A 17,850-nucleotide genomic window follows, 5' to 3' on the forward strand; every position below is an offset into this window, starting at 1 on the left:
AGCCAATCCGCCCCCCGGTGCTAACCAGGCGCCCGTTCGTTGCATCGAAGGCTCCATGGAACAGCCAGAAGCCCAACTTGCCCGCCGTGCCGCTGAGGGCGACGAGCATGCCTTCCGCATGCTGGTGAATGGGCACGCTCCGCGCGTCTACCAGGTGTGCCTTCGCATCACGGGCGACGCACACCGGGCGGAGGACGCCATGCAAGAGGCGTTTTTGAGTGCACACAAGGCCTTAGGCGCCTTCGAGGAGCGCAGCCGCTTCTCCACCTGGCTGCATCGGATTGCCGTCAACGCGGCGCTCCAACTGGTGCGGCGCGAGCGCACGTGGGACGAGCGGCGCGCGCAACCGATACCGGTGGCCGACAGCGTAGCGCTCGACCCCTTGGACACGGTGGCGGCTGAGGGGGTGGCGGACCCTGAGCGTGAGGCGGCGAGCGAGCTCGCCGGTGAGGCGACGGCGCGGGCCCTGCACCAGCTCTCTGGCCTGGAACGCCTCGCCTTCGTGCTTCGCCACTTCGAGCAGATGGCCGTGCGCGAGGTGGCTGAACAGCTGGCTGTCAGCGAGAGCTCGGTCAAGCAAGCGGTGTTGCGCGCAGTGCGTAAGCTCCGCGTCTCGCTCGCGGACCACCAGGAGTTGGCGAGCCATGCCTGATCAACCTAATCCAAACGGTCCCGCAATGGACGACGATCTCATTCTCTACTTTTACGATGAACTCCCGCCGGAGCGTAGACAGCAGGTGCGCGCGCAGCTGCTCGATCCGGGTCTGCGGGCGCGCTACGACGCCCTCTGCGCCGATCTCGGCACGGTTGAGCAGCGCTGGGAGTCGCACGATCGCGCACAGGTACCCGAGGACATCGCGAGCCGTGCATGGGACAGCGTCGCGGCCAAGCTACCGCCGACGTCGGCACCTGCGCCGAGCGAGGCTGCCACCTACGTGCCCCCAGCCGGCACGGAAGCGCCGCGCCAGGCGCTATGGATGGCGCTCGCCGCGAGCCTGCTCGTGGCCGTGGCCACAGTGTCCTTCCAAGCAGGCCAGCGCAGCGCCCTTCGGGCGCCTTCCGGGGCGGTGGCCACGGCTTCACCGGAGAGCGCCTCGAGCGCTCCCAGCGTCGATCCGCAGGTGCGCGAGCGGGTCTTGCTCGCCCAGGTACAACGCCACCTAGGGGCGAGTGAGCGCTTGTTGGTGGATGTCTCTAATGCGTCGGCTCTGCAGGCGAGTGCCCTAGGGGGCACGCTGGGCATGACTGACGAGGCCCTGGAGGCCGAGCGCCAATGGGCGCGCACGCTGCTCACAGCGAACCGGTTGTATCGCTTTGCTGCCGAGCGGGCGGGCCAGGAGCGGCTTAGCAATCTGCTAGGTGACTTGGAACCTATTCTAATCGATTTGGCCAATGGTCGAGGTGGCGCGTCGCCGCAGTACGTGGACGCACTGCGAGAGAGCATTGCGACGCGCGAGCTGCTGCCGCGCGTGCGGGCGCAGCAAGCGGACGGCGCGCGTGCCCTCTCACCCATCGAATTCTCGCAGGAGGAAGCATCATGAAGACCCTGGGATGGACCCGAGCGTTTGCGGTCGCCGTCGCCTTGAACGTGGGTGCACTGCCACTGACGGCGCTGCACGCGCAACCCGACCCGCAGAGCAACGTGCTGCAGGATGAGCGGGCCGAGATCCAACGCGAGGTGCGCGAGCTGGCTCGCGAGGAGGCGCGTCAGGCTCGCGAACGGGCGCGTGAGGAGCGAGATCGCGTGCGCGAAGAAGCACGCGCCGAGCGTGAGCGCCGGCAGGCCTTTGACGAAGCCCTGCGCGATGCGCGGCGAGCCCTGGACGAGGGCCGTCTGGAGGTGGCACGGGAGCGATTCCGCGCCCTGAGTGAGTCGGAAGAGCTGAGCTCGGGAGCGCCTCTTTACTGGCTCGCGTACGTGGATGCGGAGAGTGGTCGCATCAGCGATGCGCTCGAGTCCCTGAGCGATTTCTTCCGGCGCTTCCCGCGCGATGTCTTCTTCGATGACGCCCTGGCGTTGCGGGTGGAGCTGGCGCGTAAGTCCGGCGATGTGCAGGCGCCGCCGAAGCCGCCGAAGCCCCCCGAGGCGCCGTCTGAAGTGCTTCGAAATCTCGGCCTGGGCGAGGCCTTCGACGAGGTGATGAACGAGCTTGCCAGCATGAACATCGGCACGGAGATCGAGCAGGTGCTCGCCGAGGCTATCGAGAGCTTCGAAGAGAGCTGGGAGGAAGCCTGGGAGGAGGAGCAGAGCATCAGCGTAGAGGAGGAGCTGCAACTGCTGGCGCTCGACGGGTTGATGGAAACCAACCCTGATCGAGCGGTGAACTACCTAAGGGAGTTCATTACGGGCGATAGCAGTTCTCCTGCGCGTCGCCAGGCGCTAACGCTGCTCAGCCGCACGGATCACCCCGATACGGCTGAGATTCTCCTCGAGGCAGTGCGCAGCGCCGACGATGAGGAGCTACAACGCGAGGCCTTGCGCTTGCTGGGCCTGTCCGACGGGCCGGAAGCGGGGGCACGTGCCTTGCTGAGCGTCTACGAGGAGCTGGACGACGTTCAGTTGCGCCGTGCGGCGATCGAAGGCTTGATGCTGAGTGAAGATGTGGATGGGTTGCTCGCGGTGTACTCGCGAGAGCCCTCGGCTGACCTGCGGGCCCACGTGGTTCGCCATCTGGGCATGCTCAGTGCCCTCGATGAGCTGCGCACGCTCTATCGCGACGAGGAGTCGCCGCGCGTGCAAGCGGCCATCCTCGACGGCTTCGCTCTGGCTGGGGACACGCAGATGCTGGTCGACATCGCCTTGGGTAGTGACGACCCGGGTGTGGTCAAGCGGGCCGTGCGGGCCTTGGCCGTGGTTGGCAACACGGCAGAGACGGCGCAGGCCCTGGACGATCTCTTCATTCGCTACCGCGGGTCGCCGTCGGTGCAGCAGGTTATCGCCGACACGCTCGTGTCTATGGACGATGGTGACACGCTCGTCAGCCTGTATCGCCGGGCCGACGATACGCGGGAGCGAGCCCTCTTGGTGGAGCGATTACGTCTAGTCGGCGGTGACGCTGCCGAGGCGGTCTTCCTGGAGATCCTAGACGCTGGCTCGTAGGGGGAGAACCCGCAAGAGTGTGATGGGCGTCTCGGTGACGCTCATCTCGGTGCTGACGCCTGTCGGGTCCTTGACGTAGTCGCAAGCAGGGGCGGCGAGAAGAGCGCACGGTGGCCGCTTTACGAGGATAGCGAGCGTCGAGGTCACCTATGCCGTCCCGCAGCCTGCTTACGATCATGATTATCGCCTTTGCGTTAAGCGCCGTGTGCGCCCTGGCACTGGTGCAGGTGAGCAGCGACGGGGCCCGGGCGCTCGCCGCCCAGCGTCCCACCCAAGCCGTGGTGGCGCTTCAAGAGGCGATGATGCCTGGCCAAGTGCAAGCGCTTCGCGTGGAGGAGCTGAGCGGGGTGCTGCGTGAGGTGGAGCGCGAGGCTAGCAAGTGTCTCGCTGCGCTCTCGCCCACGACGCGGGTCCTGCTTGCCCCGCAGGGACAGGGACGCGTACTCAATGGCCTGTGTAGCGAGCGGGCCAGCGCCGCTGAGGCGCTGATCGCTCAGCTTCGCTCGTTGCCCACCGGCGACGTTGCGCTCGGCACCTTGGAGCCGCGATACGTAGCGGCAATCAGCGCTCAGGCGGCCTTGATCGGCGCCTTGACGCGACGCTACGACGCGGCGCTAGCGGGCGCCTACCAGGTGGCACTCACCTCGCTGCTCTCCACGATCCTCGTCCTCGGGGCCGCCGTGCTGGTGGTCGCCGGGCTCACCCTGCTGCGCATGCTGCGCGCGGTCGTGGCGGTCACCTCGGCAGCCCTGACCCAGATGCGCGAGGTACCTGCCCTGGCGCTGGTGGGACGGCGCGAGCTTCGCACCAAGCTGGAACGCGCCCTTGACGTCGGTACGCGCCGAGCCCCCGGAGAGGGGCCTTCGGTGCTCTACTTCTTCACCCTGGAGCGACCTGGCTGGGCCCACGGCGATGACGGCGCGGGTGAGCGCTGGCGTGAGGTGCTGAGCGGTGCCCAGCAGCGCTTGGCCGAGCGGGTGCGCGGCGACGATCTGGCCTGCGCTCTGGTGAGTGACGAACTCGTCCTGTTGGCGCGGCGCGTGACCGATCTGGACCAAGCGACACTCCTAGGTAAACGCATAATGGACTGCCTCGACGTGCCCTGCGAGGTAGACGGAGAACGCTACGCGCCGGATGTCCATGGCGGGTTTGCGCTCTATCCCGATCACGCGGACGATGCCGATGCGCTCGTGCGCGGCGCGGAGAAGGCTCTGCGCGAAGCGCGGCGTGAGGGCCATCGGCACCTCGTGTGCTTCAGCCGTGACAACGATGAGCAACGCATGGACCAGCGCGCCGCAATCGAGGCGGAGCTTACGCACGCGCTCGCGCGCGGTCAGCTATCCCTCGCCTACCAGCCTGTGGTGAATCTGCCGAAGCAGAGCGCGCAAAGCGTCGAGGCGCTGCTGCGCTGGCAGCATCCTACGCTGGGCGGTGTGTCGCCAAACACGTTCATCCCCGTGGCCGAGCAGTCGGACCTGATCTTGCCGATCGGCGAATGGGTGCTGACCGAAGCGCTGCGTCAGGTACGCGCCTGGCGTGACGAGGGGCGAGAGGGCGTGCGGGTGGCGGTGAACGTGAGCGTTCGCCAGCTTCTGCGTCAGGATGTTGCCGCACGCGTGAGCGACACGCTGGCACAGTTCGATCTCGGCGGCGACGCCCTGCTGCTGGAAGTCACGGAGGCAGTGCTGATGCAGGAGCGCGAACGGGCCTGGAACGCGCTGGCTCGGGTGCGAGAGCTGGGAGTGCAGGTGGCGATCGACGATGTGGGGACGGGGTACTCCTCCCTCGGACAGCTAGTGAGGATGCCGCTCGACTACCTCAAGATCGACCGTTCCTTCATCAGCGGAGCAGGGCTGACCGCGGAGGCCCGGCAAGCGGTAATCCGCTCGGTGATCGGCCTGGCCCAGGGGCTGGGCGTGCAGGTGGTGGCCGAGGGGGTGGAGGACGAGACGGTGGCAGCGTACCTGGCCGATGCCGGCGTGCGCTTCGCTCAGGGCTACCTGTTTTGTCATCCCGTGCCCGCCAGCGAGGTGGACTGGGAGGCGGACTACTCCGCTTGCCTGCCGCAAGAGGGCAACGTGGAGCGCTTGCTAAACGTCTGGTAGAGCCTCCCGCGCGTTTTGACTTCCGGCCGCGGCGCGCTACGGTGCCCCCATGGCTGACGAGGCGAAGCCGCAGGAAGATGCACGCCTGCGCATCGACAAATGGCTCTGGGCCGCTCGATTCTTCAAGACCCGCTCCCTGGCCAGTGAAGCGGTGAGTGGGGGGCGCGTGCACGTGGAGCGCGAACGAGTGAAGTCCTCTCGCCCAGTGAAGGTGGGCGACCGGGTGATGATCTCGCGCGGCTCGACCATGATGGAAGTGGTGGTGGAGGCGATCAGCGAGCGACGTGGGAGTGCGACGGACGCAGCCAAGCTCTACAGGGAGACCGACGAGAGTCGTGAGCGCCGGGAGCGCGAAGCGGCGCAACGGCACCTCGCCCGCCAGCTCGTGGCGGCACCGCAGCGCAGGCCCGATAAGAAAGAGCGTCGTCAGCTCGCTCGCATCCGCCGCGGCGGCGATACGCCGCCCGAATAGGCCGCCATGCCGAGACCGCGAACACCGGAGATTGCCGTGGACGTGGTGATCGAACTCGTGGACCGACCCGATGTCCCCATCGTGCTGATCGAGCGCGCCCACGCGCCGCCGGGCTGGGCGCTGCCGGGAGGGTTCGTCGACGTGGGGGAAACGCTCGAGGAGGCGGCTCGGCGCGAGATGCTCGAGGAGACCGGTCTCGAGGTGCGTCTGCACGCATTGCTGGGTCTTTACTCCTCGCCCGCTCGCGACGCGCGGGGGCACACGATCGGAGTGGTGTACGTGGGCACGGCCCACGGAGAGCCCCTCGGGGGCGACGATGCGGCCATCGCGTGCGCCTTCGCCGCGGACGCGCCACCGCCGCTCGCCTTCGATCACGACACTATCCTTTCGGACTATCGGGCCGTGCGTGACCATCTCGATCGCAAGGCCCGCGTGGCGCCCCGCATCGGCACCAGCCTGGCCATTCCTGCGCGCTGATTCAGGCCACCTGCGCCCCCCTCTACGAGGCGGGCTGAGCGCGCTTCTCCTGTACAATCCGCGTCTGCTCCACGGCGCACCCTGCCGCGCAGTGTGAGCACGCCCAAGAGGTGGAACGGAGATGACTATGGCAACCCACGATCCCCTGACGCCGACGGCCCCGACGCCGCTCGTGCTCTGCGCCAATGCCCGCCCCTGGCCGAGCGTGCACGAGGCGCTGCGCGGCGAGTATCTGGCGGATGAGACAGCGTCCGTGCAGGCCCTGGTCGCCCTCGCACGCCCGGAGGACGGGCTGCGCCGAGAGGTGCGCGAGATCGCCATGCGCCTGGTGGAGGCGGTGCGTCGCACGCGGGGATCCTACGGCGGCATCGACGCCTTCCTGCAGGAGTACGACCTCTCCTCGCAGGAAGGCATCCTCCTTATGTGCATCGCCGAGGCGCTGCTGCGCATTCCCGACGCCGACACGGCGGACAAGCTCATCGCCGAGAAGATCGGTGCCGGCAACTGGGCCGGGCACCTGGACGGGGAGAGCTCCACCTTCGTCAACGTCTCCACCTGGGGTCTGATGTTCACGGGGCGCCTGCTCGGCTCGGACACGGATGCCGTGGTGCGCGAGCCGCGCCAGCTGATCACGCGCCTGGCCGGCCGTGTCGGCGAGCCCGTGGTGCGCCAGGCCATGCGCCAGGCGATGCGCATCATGGGCCACGAGTTCGTGATGGGCCGCACGATCGGCGATGCGCTTAAGCGCGCCCGCGGCCGCGACAACGCCGCCTATCGCTACTCCTACGACATGCTCGGCGAAGCCGCCCTCACCGCCGAGGACGCAAGCCGCTACTTCGACGCCTACGCCAGCGCCATCGAGGCGATCGGTCAGGCCAAGGAAACCGGGCAGAGCGAGATCACCGCACCTAGCATTTCCGTCAAGCTATCTGCCCTGCACCCGCGCCTCGAGCTGGCCCAGCGAGAGCGCGTGCTCGCGGAGCTCACGCCGCGGGTGCAGTCCCTCGCCGAGCAGGCCTGCGAGGGCGGCATTGGCCTGTGCATCGATGCGGAGGAGGCCGAGCGGCTGGAGCTGCAGCTCGAGGTGTTCGAACGGGTCTTCCGCGAGCCGTCGTTGAACGGGTGGAACGGCTTCGGCCTTGCCCTGCAGGCCTATCAGAAGCGGGCGCTGAAGGGCGTCGGCTGGCTGGAGGCTCTGGCGGCCTCGCAGGGCCGGCTGATCCCCGTGCGACTGGTCAAGGGCGCCTACTGGGATACGGAGATCAAGCGTGCGCAGGAGCGAGGCCTCGACGGTTACCCCGTGTTCACGCGCAAGGCCTCGACGGACATCAGTTACCTAGCCTGCGCACGGCGCCTGCTCCTAAAGAGCCCGCACCTCTACCCGCAGTTCGCCACGCACAACGCCCACACGCTCGCCAGCATCTACTGCATCGCCAAGGCGCGCCCGGGCGCGCCCGCTTACGGCTACGAGTTCCAGCGCCTGCACGGCATGGGCGAGGAGCTGTACCAGGAGGTGATCGGCGAGGATCAGTTGAACGTGCCGTGCCGCGTGTACGCGCCCGTCGGCAGTCACGCCGATCTGTTGCCCTACCTGGTGCGACGCCTGCTCGAGAATGGCGCCAACACCTCCTTCGTCAACCGCATCGTGGACGAGCAGGCGCCGGTGGATGAGATCATCGCGGAGCCCGTCGACGTGATCGAGGCCGCGCGCACGATTCCCCATCCGCGGATCCACCTGCCCGAAGCCATGTTCCCCGATCGGCGCAACGCGCCCGGTATCAACCTGCACGACCCCGAGGAGCTCGGCCGTCTGGCGCAAGAGATGAGCGCCGCGATGGATGGGCGCTCGCGCCAAGCGCCGGCGCTGGTAGACGGCCAGGCCGTGGGCACCCGCGAAGTGGACTCGACCGATCCCAGCGATGCTCGGCGAGTGATCGGCCAGGTGCACTTCGCCGACGACGCCGGCGCCGATCGCGCGCTCGAGGCGGCCTACCGCGCGCATCCCGAATGGGACCGCACCCCCGCCGAGGAGCGTGCTGCGATTCTCGAGCGGGTGGCCGACGCGTTCGTCGAGCATCGCGGTGAGCTCCTCGCCCTGTGCGTGCGCGAGGCCGGCAAGACCATCCCCGACGCAATCGCCGAGTGGCGCGAGGCGATCGATTTTCTTCGCTTCTACGCGGCCCAGGCCCGGCGCGAGTTCGCCGCGCCCACGGTTCTGCCTGGCCCCACCGGCGAGAAGAACACGCTGCAGCTGCAGGGCCGTGGTGTGTTCGTTTGCATCAGCCCGTGGAACTTCCCCTTGGCGATCTTCACCGGCCAGGTGGCGGCAGCCCTCGCGGCGGGCAACGCGGTCATCGCCAAACCCGCGGAGTCCACCTCGCTGGTCGCGGCCCGCGCCACGGAGCTGATGTACGACTGCGGCGTTCCTCACGCCGTACTCGCGTTCCTGCCAGGTGAGGGCAGGGTGGTCGGCGCGCGCCTCACGCAGGATCCGCGCGTGGACGGCGTCGCCTTTACAGGGTCCACGCAGACCGCCTGGGGCATCTCCCGCGCGCTCGCCGCGCGCAACGCCCCCATCGCCGCACTGATCGCCGAGACCGGCGGCCAGAACGGCATGCTCGTCGACAGCTCTGCCCTACCCGAGCAGGTGGTGCTCGACGTGGTGCAGTCGGCCTTCAACAGCGCCGGCCAGCGCTGTTCCGCCCTGCGCGTGCTCGCCCTGCAGAAGGAGATCGCCCCGCGCGTGCTCGAGCTGCTCGAGGGCTATACGCAGCAACTCGTGATCGGCGACCCCGGCCTGCTCTCCACCGACGTCGGCCCCGCCATCGATCGCAGTGCGCAGCAGATGCTGTGCGGGCACATCGATCGCTTCGCCGCCGCCCGGCGGGTGCTGTTCCGTCGTCGTCCGGGCGCCGCCGTGGAGCACGGTCACTACGTCGGCCCCGCCGCGCTGCAAATCGAGAGCATCGACGAGCTAGAGCGAGAGGTGTTTGGCCCCGTGCTCCACGTGCTGACCTATGAGTCCGGCAAGCTCGATACGGTGCTTGATTCCCTCAACGGCACCGGTTATGGCCTCACGCTAGGCGTGCACTCGCGCATCGACGGGATGGGTGAGTACGTCGCCAGTCGCGTGCGCGCTGGCAACGTGTACGTGAACCGCAACATGGTGGGCGCAGTGGTGGGCGTGCAGCCCTTTGGTGGTCGCGGCCTCTCCGGCACCGGTCCGAAGGCCGGCGGTCCGCACTACCTGCACCGCTTCGCACACGAACATACGGTCACCATTAATACCGCCGCCGTGGGCGGCAACGCGAGCCTGCTCTCCTTGAACGCAGAGTAGAGTAGAACGGCGTCGCGAGCGCGAGGCCCTCGCGCACGCCGGCGACGTTCGATCGGCTGAGTCGGCAGACAGGGGAGTTCGCGCCGTGAGCATCAGCGTTTTCGATATCTTCAAGATCGGCATAGGCCCCTCCAGTTCGCACACGATGGGCCCGATGAACGCAGCCAGGGAGTTCGCCTCGGGCTTGCTGGCGGACGGCCTGCTGGGCGACGTCAATCGGGTAGAAGTGCTGCTCTTCGGATCCCTAGCGCTCACGGGCCGTGGTCACTGTACCGATCGCGCGGTGCTTCTCGGCCTAGAAGGCGCCGCCCCCGCTACGATCGACCCTGACACGATCGAACCTGTCTTGGCACGTATCCGCGGGGACAAGTGCCTGCGTCTAGCTGGGGAGCGCGACATCGCCTTCGAAGAGGCCAACGACCTCGTCTTCATAGGCAGCGAGCAACTCCCACGCCACCCCAACGGCATGCGCTTCGTCGCCTTCAGCGCAGAGCGCCAGACCCTGCGCAGCGAGGAGTACTACTCGATCGGCGGCGGCTTCATCACGCGCGGAGAAGCTTCCCTAGAGCAGGTAGTGGGCCACACGGTCCAGATCAAATACCCCTTCCACAGCGCCAGCGAATTGCTTAACCTCGCCGAGGCCGACGGCCTGCGCCTCGATCAGCTCGCCATGGTGAATGAAACCGCTTGGCGTACGGAGGATCAGGTCAACAAAGGCCTTGATCAGATCTGGCAGGTGATGCAGAACTGCGTGCAGCGGGGCATGTCGCGGGAGGACGTGCTACCCGGCTCCTTGGCTGTGCGACGCCGCGCCGCCAAGCTCGCCGCGCGCCTACTCAAAGGCGACGCCGACAAGTCCGACTGGGTCAACGTGTTCGCCATGGCGGTGAATGAGGAGAACGCCGCCGGCGGCAAGGTAGTGACCTCGCCCACCAACGGCGCTGCCGGCATCGTGCCCGCCGTGCTGCACTACTACTGGCAGTTCGTCGACGGCGCCGACATCGAAGGCGTGCGTCGCTTCCTCTTAGTCGCCGGCACGATCGGCATGCTGTACAAGATGAACGCCTCTATCTCCGGCGCCGAAATGGGCTGTCAGGGCGAGGTAGGCGTCGCCTGCTCCATGGCCGCTGCCGGCCTTGTCGCCGCCAAGGGCGGTTCTAACACGCACATCGAGAACGCCGCCGAGATCGGCATGGAACACAACCTAGGGCTCACCTGCGACCCCATCGCCGGCCTCGTGCAGATCCCGTGCATCGAGCGCAATGCCATGGGCGCCGTCAAGGCGATCAACGCCACGCGCATGGCCATGCACGGCGACGGCGTGCAAAAGGTTTCCCTTGATCAGGTGATCGCCACGATGCGCCAGACCGGCGAGGATATGTCCCATCGATACAAGGAAACCTCCCTCGGTGGCCTCGCTGTGAACGTCATCGAGTGCTAATGGTCGGGTCAGTCGCCGGACTTCCGGTTCAGTAGATCTTCCAGCTGACCCAGCAGTCTCCGTAGCAGGGTAGGGGAGCTGTCTATGGGCGTAGGGTCCGTGAGTGCGTTGCTCGTATGCGTCGTGTCGGTGGGCGTCGCCTCGGTGGGTAAGGCCACCCGCGTCGCGTTCTTCTGGGGCGGCTGCGAGGGCGTCGGAGTGGTCGCGTAGGAGCGTAGGGCATCGGTCGGACGCTCGCTCGGCGGGAGATCTGAGAGCGGCGAGCGGACGTTGATCGCCCCGCGGTCTACCACGTGGGTGTAGATCTGCTTAGTCCGTACGCAGCGGTGGCCCAGTTGTTCCTTCACCGTGCGGATATGCGCACCACGCTGAAGCGGGTGAGTGGCGCTTGACCCGAGCACCACTCCGGCCGTCGCCGGAGCGGCCCTCGCCGGAGCGGCCCTCGCCTCAAGCGCATCTGTGCTAGAGCGTTTAGGCGGCCCATGAGGCGGGGTATCACAGTACTTCTTTTGCTGGTCGCGGCGACAGATTCGCTAGCGAGTACCGAGTGTCCGAGGCACGCGCTTGAGGTGCCGGTGCTTGATCCGGGTGGCTGGGCGGACCGCTGCTTCACTGCTGTAAACGGGCGTCGCCCTGATCCTGAGCGACCGGTTGAGTCCGATAGTGCTCTGAAAGATCTTGATCTCGATGGTGTGGCTGAGCGTCTTGAGATTCGAGGCGTCGGAAACGCGGCTAAATCAATCTACGTATTCGAACCGCTAGAGCAAGGTTTTCGCTACCTTGGCGCCTTTAACGCCCATCCGACATTCGATGTGGCTCGGAACGCATCCGGAGTTCCAGTGATCTCCTACAGTCATCGCCTCGGAAGCGAGGAACATGTTCTGGTGCGTTACCGTTGTGACGGTACTCGGTTTGTGCGTGCGGAGTCGTAGATATTGGAATCGGCGCGGTGAAGTGCTTGTAACGCTTGTGCGTCGACCGGCTTAGTCGGGACGGACAGGATCGCTGCATTCTTATCGGCTTCGAGCATCGCTAGGCAATCGGCACGATCGGCTTTGTTGCGGCGCCGATAGGGACGGATGTAGAGGGCGGGGAGCATCCGAACGTTGTGGCCGTGCGCGGCCATCAGGCGCGCCCAGTGGTGCGCGCCGCCACAGGCTTCGAGGACGAAGCGGGACCTCTCATGAGAGACGATGAACGACTGGAATTCATCCCGAGACAGGCGCATCGACCTGCGCTTTGGCTTTGTATCGATGACGATTTCGAATACGAGCTTTGCGGTGTCTACGGCGATCGTCGTAAGCTTCTGCACTTGGGCTCCTCCTGGCGTACAGCTCGTGAATTCAACAGCACTAGCTTGGCACATTGATGCCGAAAATCGGTGGGAGGAGTCCATTCCATCACAGCAGTGGTTGCTGGACCCCGTCACCACGGCGGCTCCCGCCGACGCGGCGTCGGCTTCAAGCGCCACTGTGCATCGTCGATAGGCGGCTTCTTATGAAATTTCGCGTTGCTTTCCTCTTGGCTGTTGCTTTTTTCCTCGCCGCCGCTCAGGGAGGCGCCGACGAAATCGATCTGACGGCGGTGCTCCCGGATCTGCCAATCCAGTATCGACCAGCGAGTCTTGATGTTTCACCGTCAGGGGACTCCCCTTACCCGAAGGTCGCGGTAACGCTTTCTGGACGCCGCAACGAATTGCCTGTCTGCATCTCGCGGCTCTTCGCTCTCCCCCGTGGCGTGCAATGGAGCATCGAGGCTTTGGTAGCGGAGACTAACCGCGTTCTGCCTCCGTATTTGCTCGTGAAGCTGCCGCAGATCAGCGACGATAAGGGGAATACGCTTGAGGGGGTGCACCTCCTGTTCGGCTTGGCCAGTGGTGCGCTCTGGTATGTAGGGGAGCATAGGCCGGGGTCGGCGATGCTCCGATCCCCAGATGAGTTCTGTAGTCGCTCCGAGTTGGGGCAGCTGCGGTGGGAGAAGCAAGCGCTGTTCCAGCTAGGGAGCGAAGATGACGCCTAACAAATGAGCGGTTGAGTTCGACACTTGACAGCTCTATCCCTTCGCTACCCCTCCGGGCGGTCGCGGTCAAGTGCAGCTCACCGTAGGTGTTAGGCGTCACGGAGACGAGATGAACGAGTTTCAACGGCTATTGCGTGGGCTCGGGGCGATGTTTCTGGCTTCGGCGCTGCTTGGTCTTATGCCTCGTCCGAAGTGGACTGTAGACCCGGCGTTGTTCTTCTACGGAGGACCCGCAGCCGTGACCTGGGCCGCGCTGACGGCTTTCGTCAGTGGCCTGCTTGGGGGATTCATTGGTGGAAAGGGTTTTCCCGTGGTGGCGCTGGCTGTGGACACTCTGATCTACGTTGTGATCTTCGGATTGCTGCATTCGATCGCTGGTCCGGGGGACCCCGTTGAGATGAGAGAGCTTGTGGCGAGAAACATATGGCCCTTCGGAGCCTCGCTCATCTGTGTGTACATCGGTGCGGTGGTCGGTACGCGGTTTGGGGCGAGGCACCCTCGCTCCTGGAGTTTGGTCCGTTGACCTCGCCGCAGGCGCCGCCCAACCATCATTGCTGCAGTCGCTTGACCCTGTTACCACGCCGGCTGCCGCTGGCGCGGCGTCAGCGTCAAGCGCAGCAGAACTTGTGCGGTTAGGCGGCTTGTTATGACTCGAGTAGCTACTCAGCTCTTCGAGCGTCGGGGCTGAGGGTGACCGAAGTTCCCCAATACCTGAGAGTCATTAGCGGAGCAGACAGTCCCGAGGCAATACTGCATCGTGCGGTGTTCAGCATACTCAGGGACTTGACTCGCTGCGGGAGTGAGTTTGACGTATTGGCGCGGGTCGCGCGCTTCGGGGTATCCGAGAGCTCGCTGCCTAAGCTAGAAGCCTACGCGTCCGTCGCAGTTGCGGCTGTTGATGCATTCGATTCGATGGGTTGGGCTGACATCGCTCGGCGGCGGGAAGAACACCGAACGGTACCGGGGCTGGCCCGTGCGATCGAATCTCATCAGGAACGGTTGGCGGAAGAAACGCGAACTCAGGTTGATCGAATCGCCGAGATCATTGGCGTTGCCGAGTGGGAGGAGCTTCGCGCTTGGGTGCTTGAGCAGCGGGTGCCCAATATGACCTTCACCGACTGGAGCGACTTTGAGCGTCTGATTGAGGATCGCGGCGGTGTTGAGGCATTTCTGGACAGTCTTTGCGAGAGCTTTGGAGAGGGTAGCGATCGTGTTTAGCACTACTGAACACACAAAGCGGATCGAGCCGATGCACAGTGTATCGTGTCGTCTCGTTGATCGGCGCGCCGGGCGCAATCGCAGGTGTTAGGTGTCATAGCAGGATATGCGTACTGTGCCCCATTGTAGGGTGGGATTCGTGTCGTTGGTGACCTTGGCTGCGCTGCTACTCCCCAATGCCTTGGCGGCGGATTCACGGGTCATCAGCGTCAAGGCAGAGGTGTATGCGTTGGCATCCGCGGTGAACCTGTTCATCATTGACCATGGGAGGTTCCCGGCGGACTTGCGAGAGCTCGTGGAGCCGCCTGAGGGGACGATTCGCCCGTACGTAGCGCGCCTGCCATTGGATCCGTGGGGAGCGCCATACGAGTATTCCCTGGAACGGCCGAAGGGGTGCGATGTCGAGCTGGATTTTTACGTTTGGAGTAATGGTTCCGACCGCCAACCCGGAGGCGAAGGGTGTGCCAAGGACTTTGGTAACTGGAGTCGGGGAGGGAACTGCCCTCGCAAGCCGTGGTGGAAGTTCTAGGTGGGGGTATGTTCGCCGCGATGCACCTAGGCACGAGCAGCAATGGCCACGTGACCCGGTAGCCACCCCGAGTGTCACCTCAAGCGCCGCTGTGCATAGACCTTAGACGGCTCGACTAGATGATCATTTGCGGGGTTCGCATGAAGTACCATCGTATGAAGATCCTCCCGCCACCTTGGCTCGTGCCGTTCGTGGCAGCGGCAGGGGAAAATCGCGGCATCGATGCCCTTGCTCGACTCCTAAGCGAGCCTGTGTTAGCGAGCAACTTGGATCCCCCGACGCACGATCCGATGGGGGCTAGGGTGAACGCTCTGGTGTCGAGCGGACTAGATCCGGCCGCGGCGAGCGATGCTGTCGCGGGATTCACTGTCCAGACGACAACGTGCGTGCTGATGTCGGTTTTCGAGGTGCACAGTCAGCACGGTGGGAGCGAACGAGAGCTGCTCTCCCTCTTTCGGGAGCGCCTTGACTCTCGCGCGGATGCCAATGCTGCGTTTGAAGGTCGCTCGATGAGTCGGTTGGCAGACGCGGCGGAGCGCTCTGAAGCGTGTCAGTTGGTGGCAGCGTAAGGGTTCGGTATTACCCCGGATGTGGCTTCCAGCGATTGGAAGCGGAGCGGTATCGAGTGCTGCCCAGCAGTCTCAGGTGTGAGGTGCAACAGTAAGATCGCATAGCATTCGAGCAGCGCCACCACGTTCTGGCGCGAGCCGCGGGAAGAGAATCCAGTTGCCTCTAGGTGCGTGGATCAGCCGTGGAGTTTGTCATGCATCCTTGGAGTGAGTGTGTTTGATCACGTGGTCATTAGCACGGCCGACTATGAGGCGAGTAAAGCGTTTTTCCTAAGAGCCTTAGAGCCAATCGGCATAGAAGTCGTTTCCGAGGGGGCGCTCGGGATTGAGCTTAGCTCTGATGGCAAGTCGTCGCTGTGTATCCGTCGGGCCGAGGAAACACCAACACACCTTCATCTAGCGTTCATTGCACAAAACCGCGAGCAAGTTGATGAATTTTATCGGGCATCTCTGGAAGCCGGAGCAAAGGATAATGGCGCGCCGGGCATCCGTACGCAGTATAGTGGAACTTACTACGCAGCGTTTGTTATCGGGCCAGATGGCCACAACATTGAAGTGGTGTGTCACAAAGCCTAGGCGCTCCCCTATCCGAGGACTTAGTGTTGGCCAGCGTGCTTCTAGTTGTCGACATGCAAGAGGACTTCTTCCTGCATGAACGGCTTGCAAACCATCGGTCGATGCTCACTCAACGTACAAACGAGCTGGCGGGGATCTGTCGGGCCGCTGAATGCCAAGTGATTTGGGTAAAGCAGGAGTTCGCTGCCGATCTGCATGACGCCCCACTAGACCTTCGCGCCAAGGGCACCCCCATTGTGGTGATGGGCACGCCGGGTGCGGCGCTGCTGGCGGAGCTTAAGCCCGAGGATGGTGATGCTATCGTAGTGAAGAAGCGATACAGCGCGTTCTACGGTACCAGGCTTGACGCACTTCTCGGTAGCCTGCGTCCCAACAGATTGCTGATCGCCGGCATTAATACCCACGCATGCATCCGTAGCACAGTCGTCGATGCCTATCAGCGAGACTACCAGATCGTCCTGGCCAGGGAGTGCATCGATTCTCATGACGCGGAACACCATGACGTATCGTGGCGCTATATGAATGGGAAGCTCGGTGCGGGGTTGAGCAATGAGCATGTGCGAAGCCTGCTGGCGAATGACGCTTGAGAGCTCTCTCTTCGCCCGCTCCGGCTGGTCGCCTTCGAGCGCAGCTCATCGAAGGTGGAGGCGGCAAGCCAATCCCTGTTAGGCAAGCATCTGTTAGCTCTAATCGGTAGTCGCGCGCCCGCACGTGGCTCTTGATCTGTTTGGTTGGATGCACCAGCGAAGCTGGTTGCGACTATCGAGATCGCAGAGGGGTGCTTGTTCACTGGGAGCAAGCAGGGCCAGCAGGCCTGCTGCGTTGGCAGAGAAGCTATCACCATACTGGAAGTCGCGGGGGAGTCGACTAGGTGGACACTTGCTGTTGGAGACTAGAGCGGCGCTCCTGTTCGCTTCGGAAGCCAGAGGGGGTACCGCGTGGCGAGGAGTGCCGCAGTGACTGGACCCTGCCACGACGGTGGCCACGCCTACGCGCCCCTAGCGTCAAGCGCCCACAGCTCAGCGAGAGGCGGCCGGAATGCGACTCGCGCTAGTCGTCAGAGTTGCTCTGATGCTGTCGATTACGTCGGGGGCTGCGGAAGCAGCGGTTCGATGGTGTGATCCGCACGATCCTGGGGAGTGCAAGGACTTTGGGTCCGAGCAGGAGCTTGACGCCTATCTACAGGAACACATGGACTCGGAACGGCTAGCAGCGCAAGCCCTGTCAAGGCCTCTTCGTGAGCTCGTTGTCGCTGTATTGAGTGAGGCGCATAGTGGCCCGGAACCATACTGCCTCTGGGTGTTGGGCCGGAAGTCCAGCACGGGGCTGCGCAGGCAGCTGCGGTCGATCGGACACACTGTGCGTTGCAAGCGCAAGACACGGTTGACATTGCTGATCAATCGGGTGCGGGAGATTGACTCGGGGCGGTTCATTTTAACGTACGCGTACCACTGTGGTTCGCTGTGCGCCGGAGAAGTGGAGTACGTCGTGGAAGGTAGTCCAGGCGAAGCACTGCGGGTCGTTGATCGGATATCGAAATGGGTCTCTTGACCGAGAGCGGGTGAGAGGACTTAGGTATTGCCGTTACGCTTAGGATCGAGGCGAAGAGCGACAGCAGTCGGATTGCACGGCATTCCGGCGGCACCCTGTATCCGAGGCTCTTCGGCGGCGTCGGTTGAGCTTGGTGGGTTGGTGAATTGGACCCAGTGGGATGGGGCTGCTCTACAAGATCGAGCCCAACGCTCAGCGGATGAGCGATGAGGAACGTTACCGTTTTCATCACGGATCATCATTTAATCGCGCGAGGAGTTGACTGAGTTCCGCCACAAGATCTGGGGACCACTGTTCTGCAGTTGCCTGGTTGAGGTGTGCTAGTTCCGACTTGATCTGACACCTGACTTGAAAAAAGTGAGGGTTATCGACTTTGATGGAAGTGCGAACTTTCAATCAAAACCATGGAGATAACCCTCGTGATTGAGTCTACACAGAGGATCATTCGAAACAAAA

16 protein-coding genes and 1 pseudogene are annotated in these 17,850 nt (G+C 64.4%); 15 read left to right on the forward strand and 2 right to left on the reverse strand.

Annotation, left to right across the window (positions count from 1 at the left end):
* The first annotated feature begins 55 nt into the window (after positions 1-55).
* The 8 genes from AAGA68_22310 (at position 56) to AAGA68_22345 (ending at position 10,932) form a co-directional block, all read left to right on the forward strand.
* Positions 56-652, forward strand: a complete 597-nt coding sequence (locus AAGA68_22310) for a sigma-70 family RNA polymerase sigma factor (protein MEM9387804.1) — start codon at positions 56-58, stop codon at positions 650-652.
* Positions 645-1,541, forward strand: a complete 897-nt coding sequence (locus AAGA68_22315) for a hypothetical protein (protein ID MEM9387805.1) — start codon at positions 645-647, stop codon at positions 1,539-1,541. The genes AAGA68_22310 and AAGA68_22315 overlap by 8 nt, the downstream gene beginning before the upstream one ends.
* Positions 1,538-3,100, forward strand: coding sequence for a HEAT repeat domain-containing protein (locus tag AAGA68_22320; protein ID MEM9387806.1), 1,563 nt, complete (start codon positions 1,538-1,540; stop codon positions 3,098-3,100). Before AAGA68_22315 ends, AAGA68_22320 begins: the two co-directional genes overlap by 4 nt.
* Before the next feature lie 149 nt (positions 3,101-3,249).
* A complete protein-coding gene (locus AAGA68_22325) occupies positions 3,250-5,205 on the forward strand; it encodes a GGDEF domain-containing phosphodiesterase (GenBank protein ID MEM9387807.1) in 1,956 nt (651 codons plus the stop codon).
* A gap of 49 nt (positions 5,206-5,254) precedes the next feature.
* On the forward strand, positions 5,255-5,677 hold the full coding sequence (locus tag AAGA68_22330; protein MEM9387808.1) for a S4 domain-containing protein: 423 nt from the start codon (positions 5,255-5,257) through the stop codon (positions 5,675-5,677).
* 6 nt (positions 5,678-5,683) lie between these two features.
* Positions 5,684-6,154 carry an NUDIX hydrolase gene (locus tag AAGA68_22335; GenBank protein MEM9387809.1) on the forward strand — a complete coding sequence of 157 codons (471 nt, stop codon included), beginning with the start codon at positions 5,684-5,686 and terminating at the stop codon, positions 6,152-6,154.
* A gap of 121 nt (positions 6,155-6,275) precedes the next feature.
* Positions 6,276-9,491 carry a bifunctional proline dehydrogenase/L-glutamate gamma-semialdehyde dehydrogenase PutA gene (gene putA, locus AAGA68_22340; GenBank protein MEM9387810.1) on the forward strand — a complete coding sequence of 1,072 codons (3,216 nt, stop codon included), beginning with the start codon at positions 6,276-6,278 and terminating at the stop codon, positions 9,489-9,491.
* A gap of 85 nt (positions 9,492-9,576) precedes the next feature.
* Positions 9,577-10,932 carry an L-serine ammonia-lyase gene (locus AAGA68_22345; GenBank protein ID MEM9387811.1) on the forward strand — a complete coding sequence of 452 codons (1,356 nt, stop codon included), beginning with the start codon at positions 9,577-9,579 and terminating at the stop codon, positions 10,930-10,932.
* Positions 10,933-11,177: 245 nt separating this feature from the next.
* Here AAGA68_22345 and AAGA68_22350 read toward each other — a convergent pair.
* Positions 11,178-11,324: pseudogene (locus tag AAGA68_22350) on the reverse strand (integron integrase).
* 497 nt (positions 11,325-11,821) lie between these two features.
* Entirely contained in the window at positions 11,822-12,244 is a 423-nt protein-coding gene (locus tag AAGA68_22355; GenBank protein ID MEM9387812.1) for a hypothetical protein, read from the reverse strand.
* Between the two features lie 185 nt (positions 12,245-12,429).
* On the opposite strand from AAGA68_22355, the gene AAGA68_22360 reads away from it, so the two are divergent.
* The 7 genes from AAGA68_22360 (at position 12,430) to AAGA68_22390 (ending at position 16,430) form a co-directional block, all read left to right on the forward strand.
* Positions 12,430-12,951, forward strand: coding sequence for a hypothetical protein (locus AAGA68_22360; protein ID MEM9387813.1), 522 nt, complete (start codon positions 12,430-12,432; stop codon positions 12,949-12,951).
* Positions 12,952-13,060: 109 nt separating this feature from the next.
* The gene (locus tag AAGA68_22365) at positions 13,061-13,474 is read left to right on the forward strand and encodes a hypothetical protein (GenBank protein ID MEM9387814.1); all 414 of its coding nucleotides are present in this window, start codon (positions 13,061-13,063) and stop codon (positions 13,472-13,474) included.
* A gap of 389 nt (positions 13,475-13,863) precedes the next feature.
* Positions 13,864-14,169: a hypothetical protein gene (locus AAGA68_22370; GenBank protein MEM9387815.1), complete on the forward strand. Its 306-nt coding sequence runs from the start codon at positions 13,864-13,866 to the stop codon at positions 14,167-14,169.
* Between the two features lie 139 nt (positions 14,170-14,308).
* A complete protein-coding gene (locus AAGA68_22375) occupies positions 14,309-14,698 on the forward strand; it encodes a type II secretion system protein GspG (GenBank protein MEM9387816.1) in 390 nt (129 codons plus the stop codon).
* A gap of 140 nt (positions 14,699-14,838) precedes the next feature.
* Positions 14,839-15,267: a hypothetical protein gene (locus AAGA68_22380; protein MEM9387817.1), complete on the forward strand. Its 429-nt coding sequence runs from the start codon at positions 14,839-14,841 to the stop codon at positions 15,265-15,267.
* Between the two features lie 213 nt (positions 15,268-15,480).
* Positions 15,481-15,843, forward strand: a complete 363-nt coding sequence (locus tag AAGA68_22385) for a VOC family protein (protein ID MEM9387818.1) — start codon at positions 15,481-15,483, stop codon at positions 15,841-15,843.
* A gap of 35 nt (positions 15,844-15,878) precedes the next feature.
* Complete coding sequence (locus AAGA68_22390) at positions 15,879-16,430, forward strand: cysteine hydrolase (protein MEM9387819.1); 552 nt, start codon at positions 15,879-15,881, stop codon at positions 16,428-16,430.
* The last annotated feature ends 1,420 nt before the right edge of the window (positions 16,431-17,850 follow it).

Source organism: Pseudomonadota bacterium, from assembly GCA_039193195.1.
Lineage (GTDB): Bacteria > Pseudomonadota > Gammaproteobacteria > Steroidobacterales > JBCBZW01 > JBCBZW01.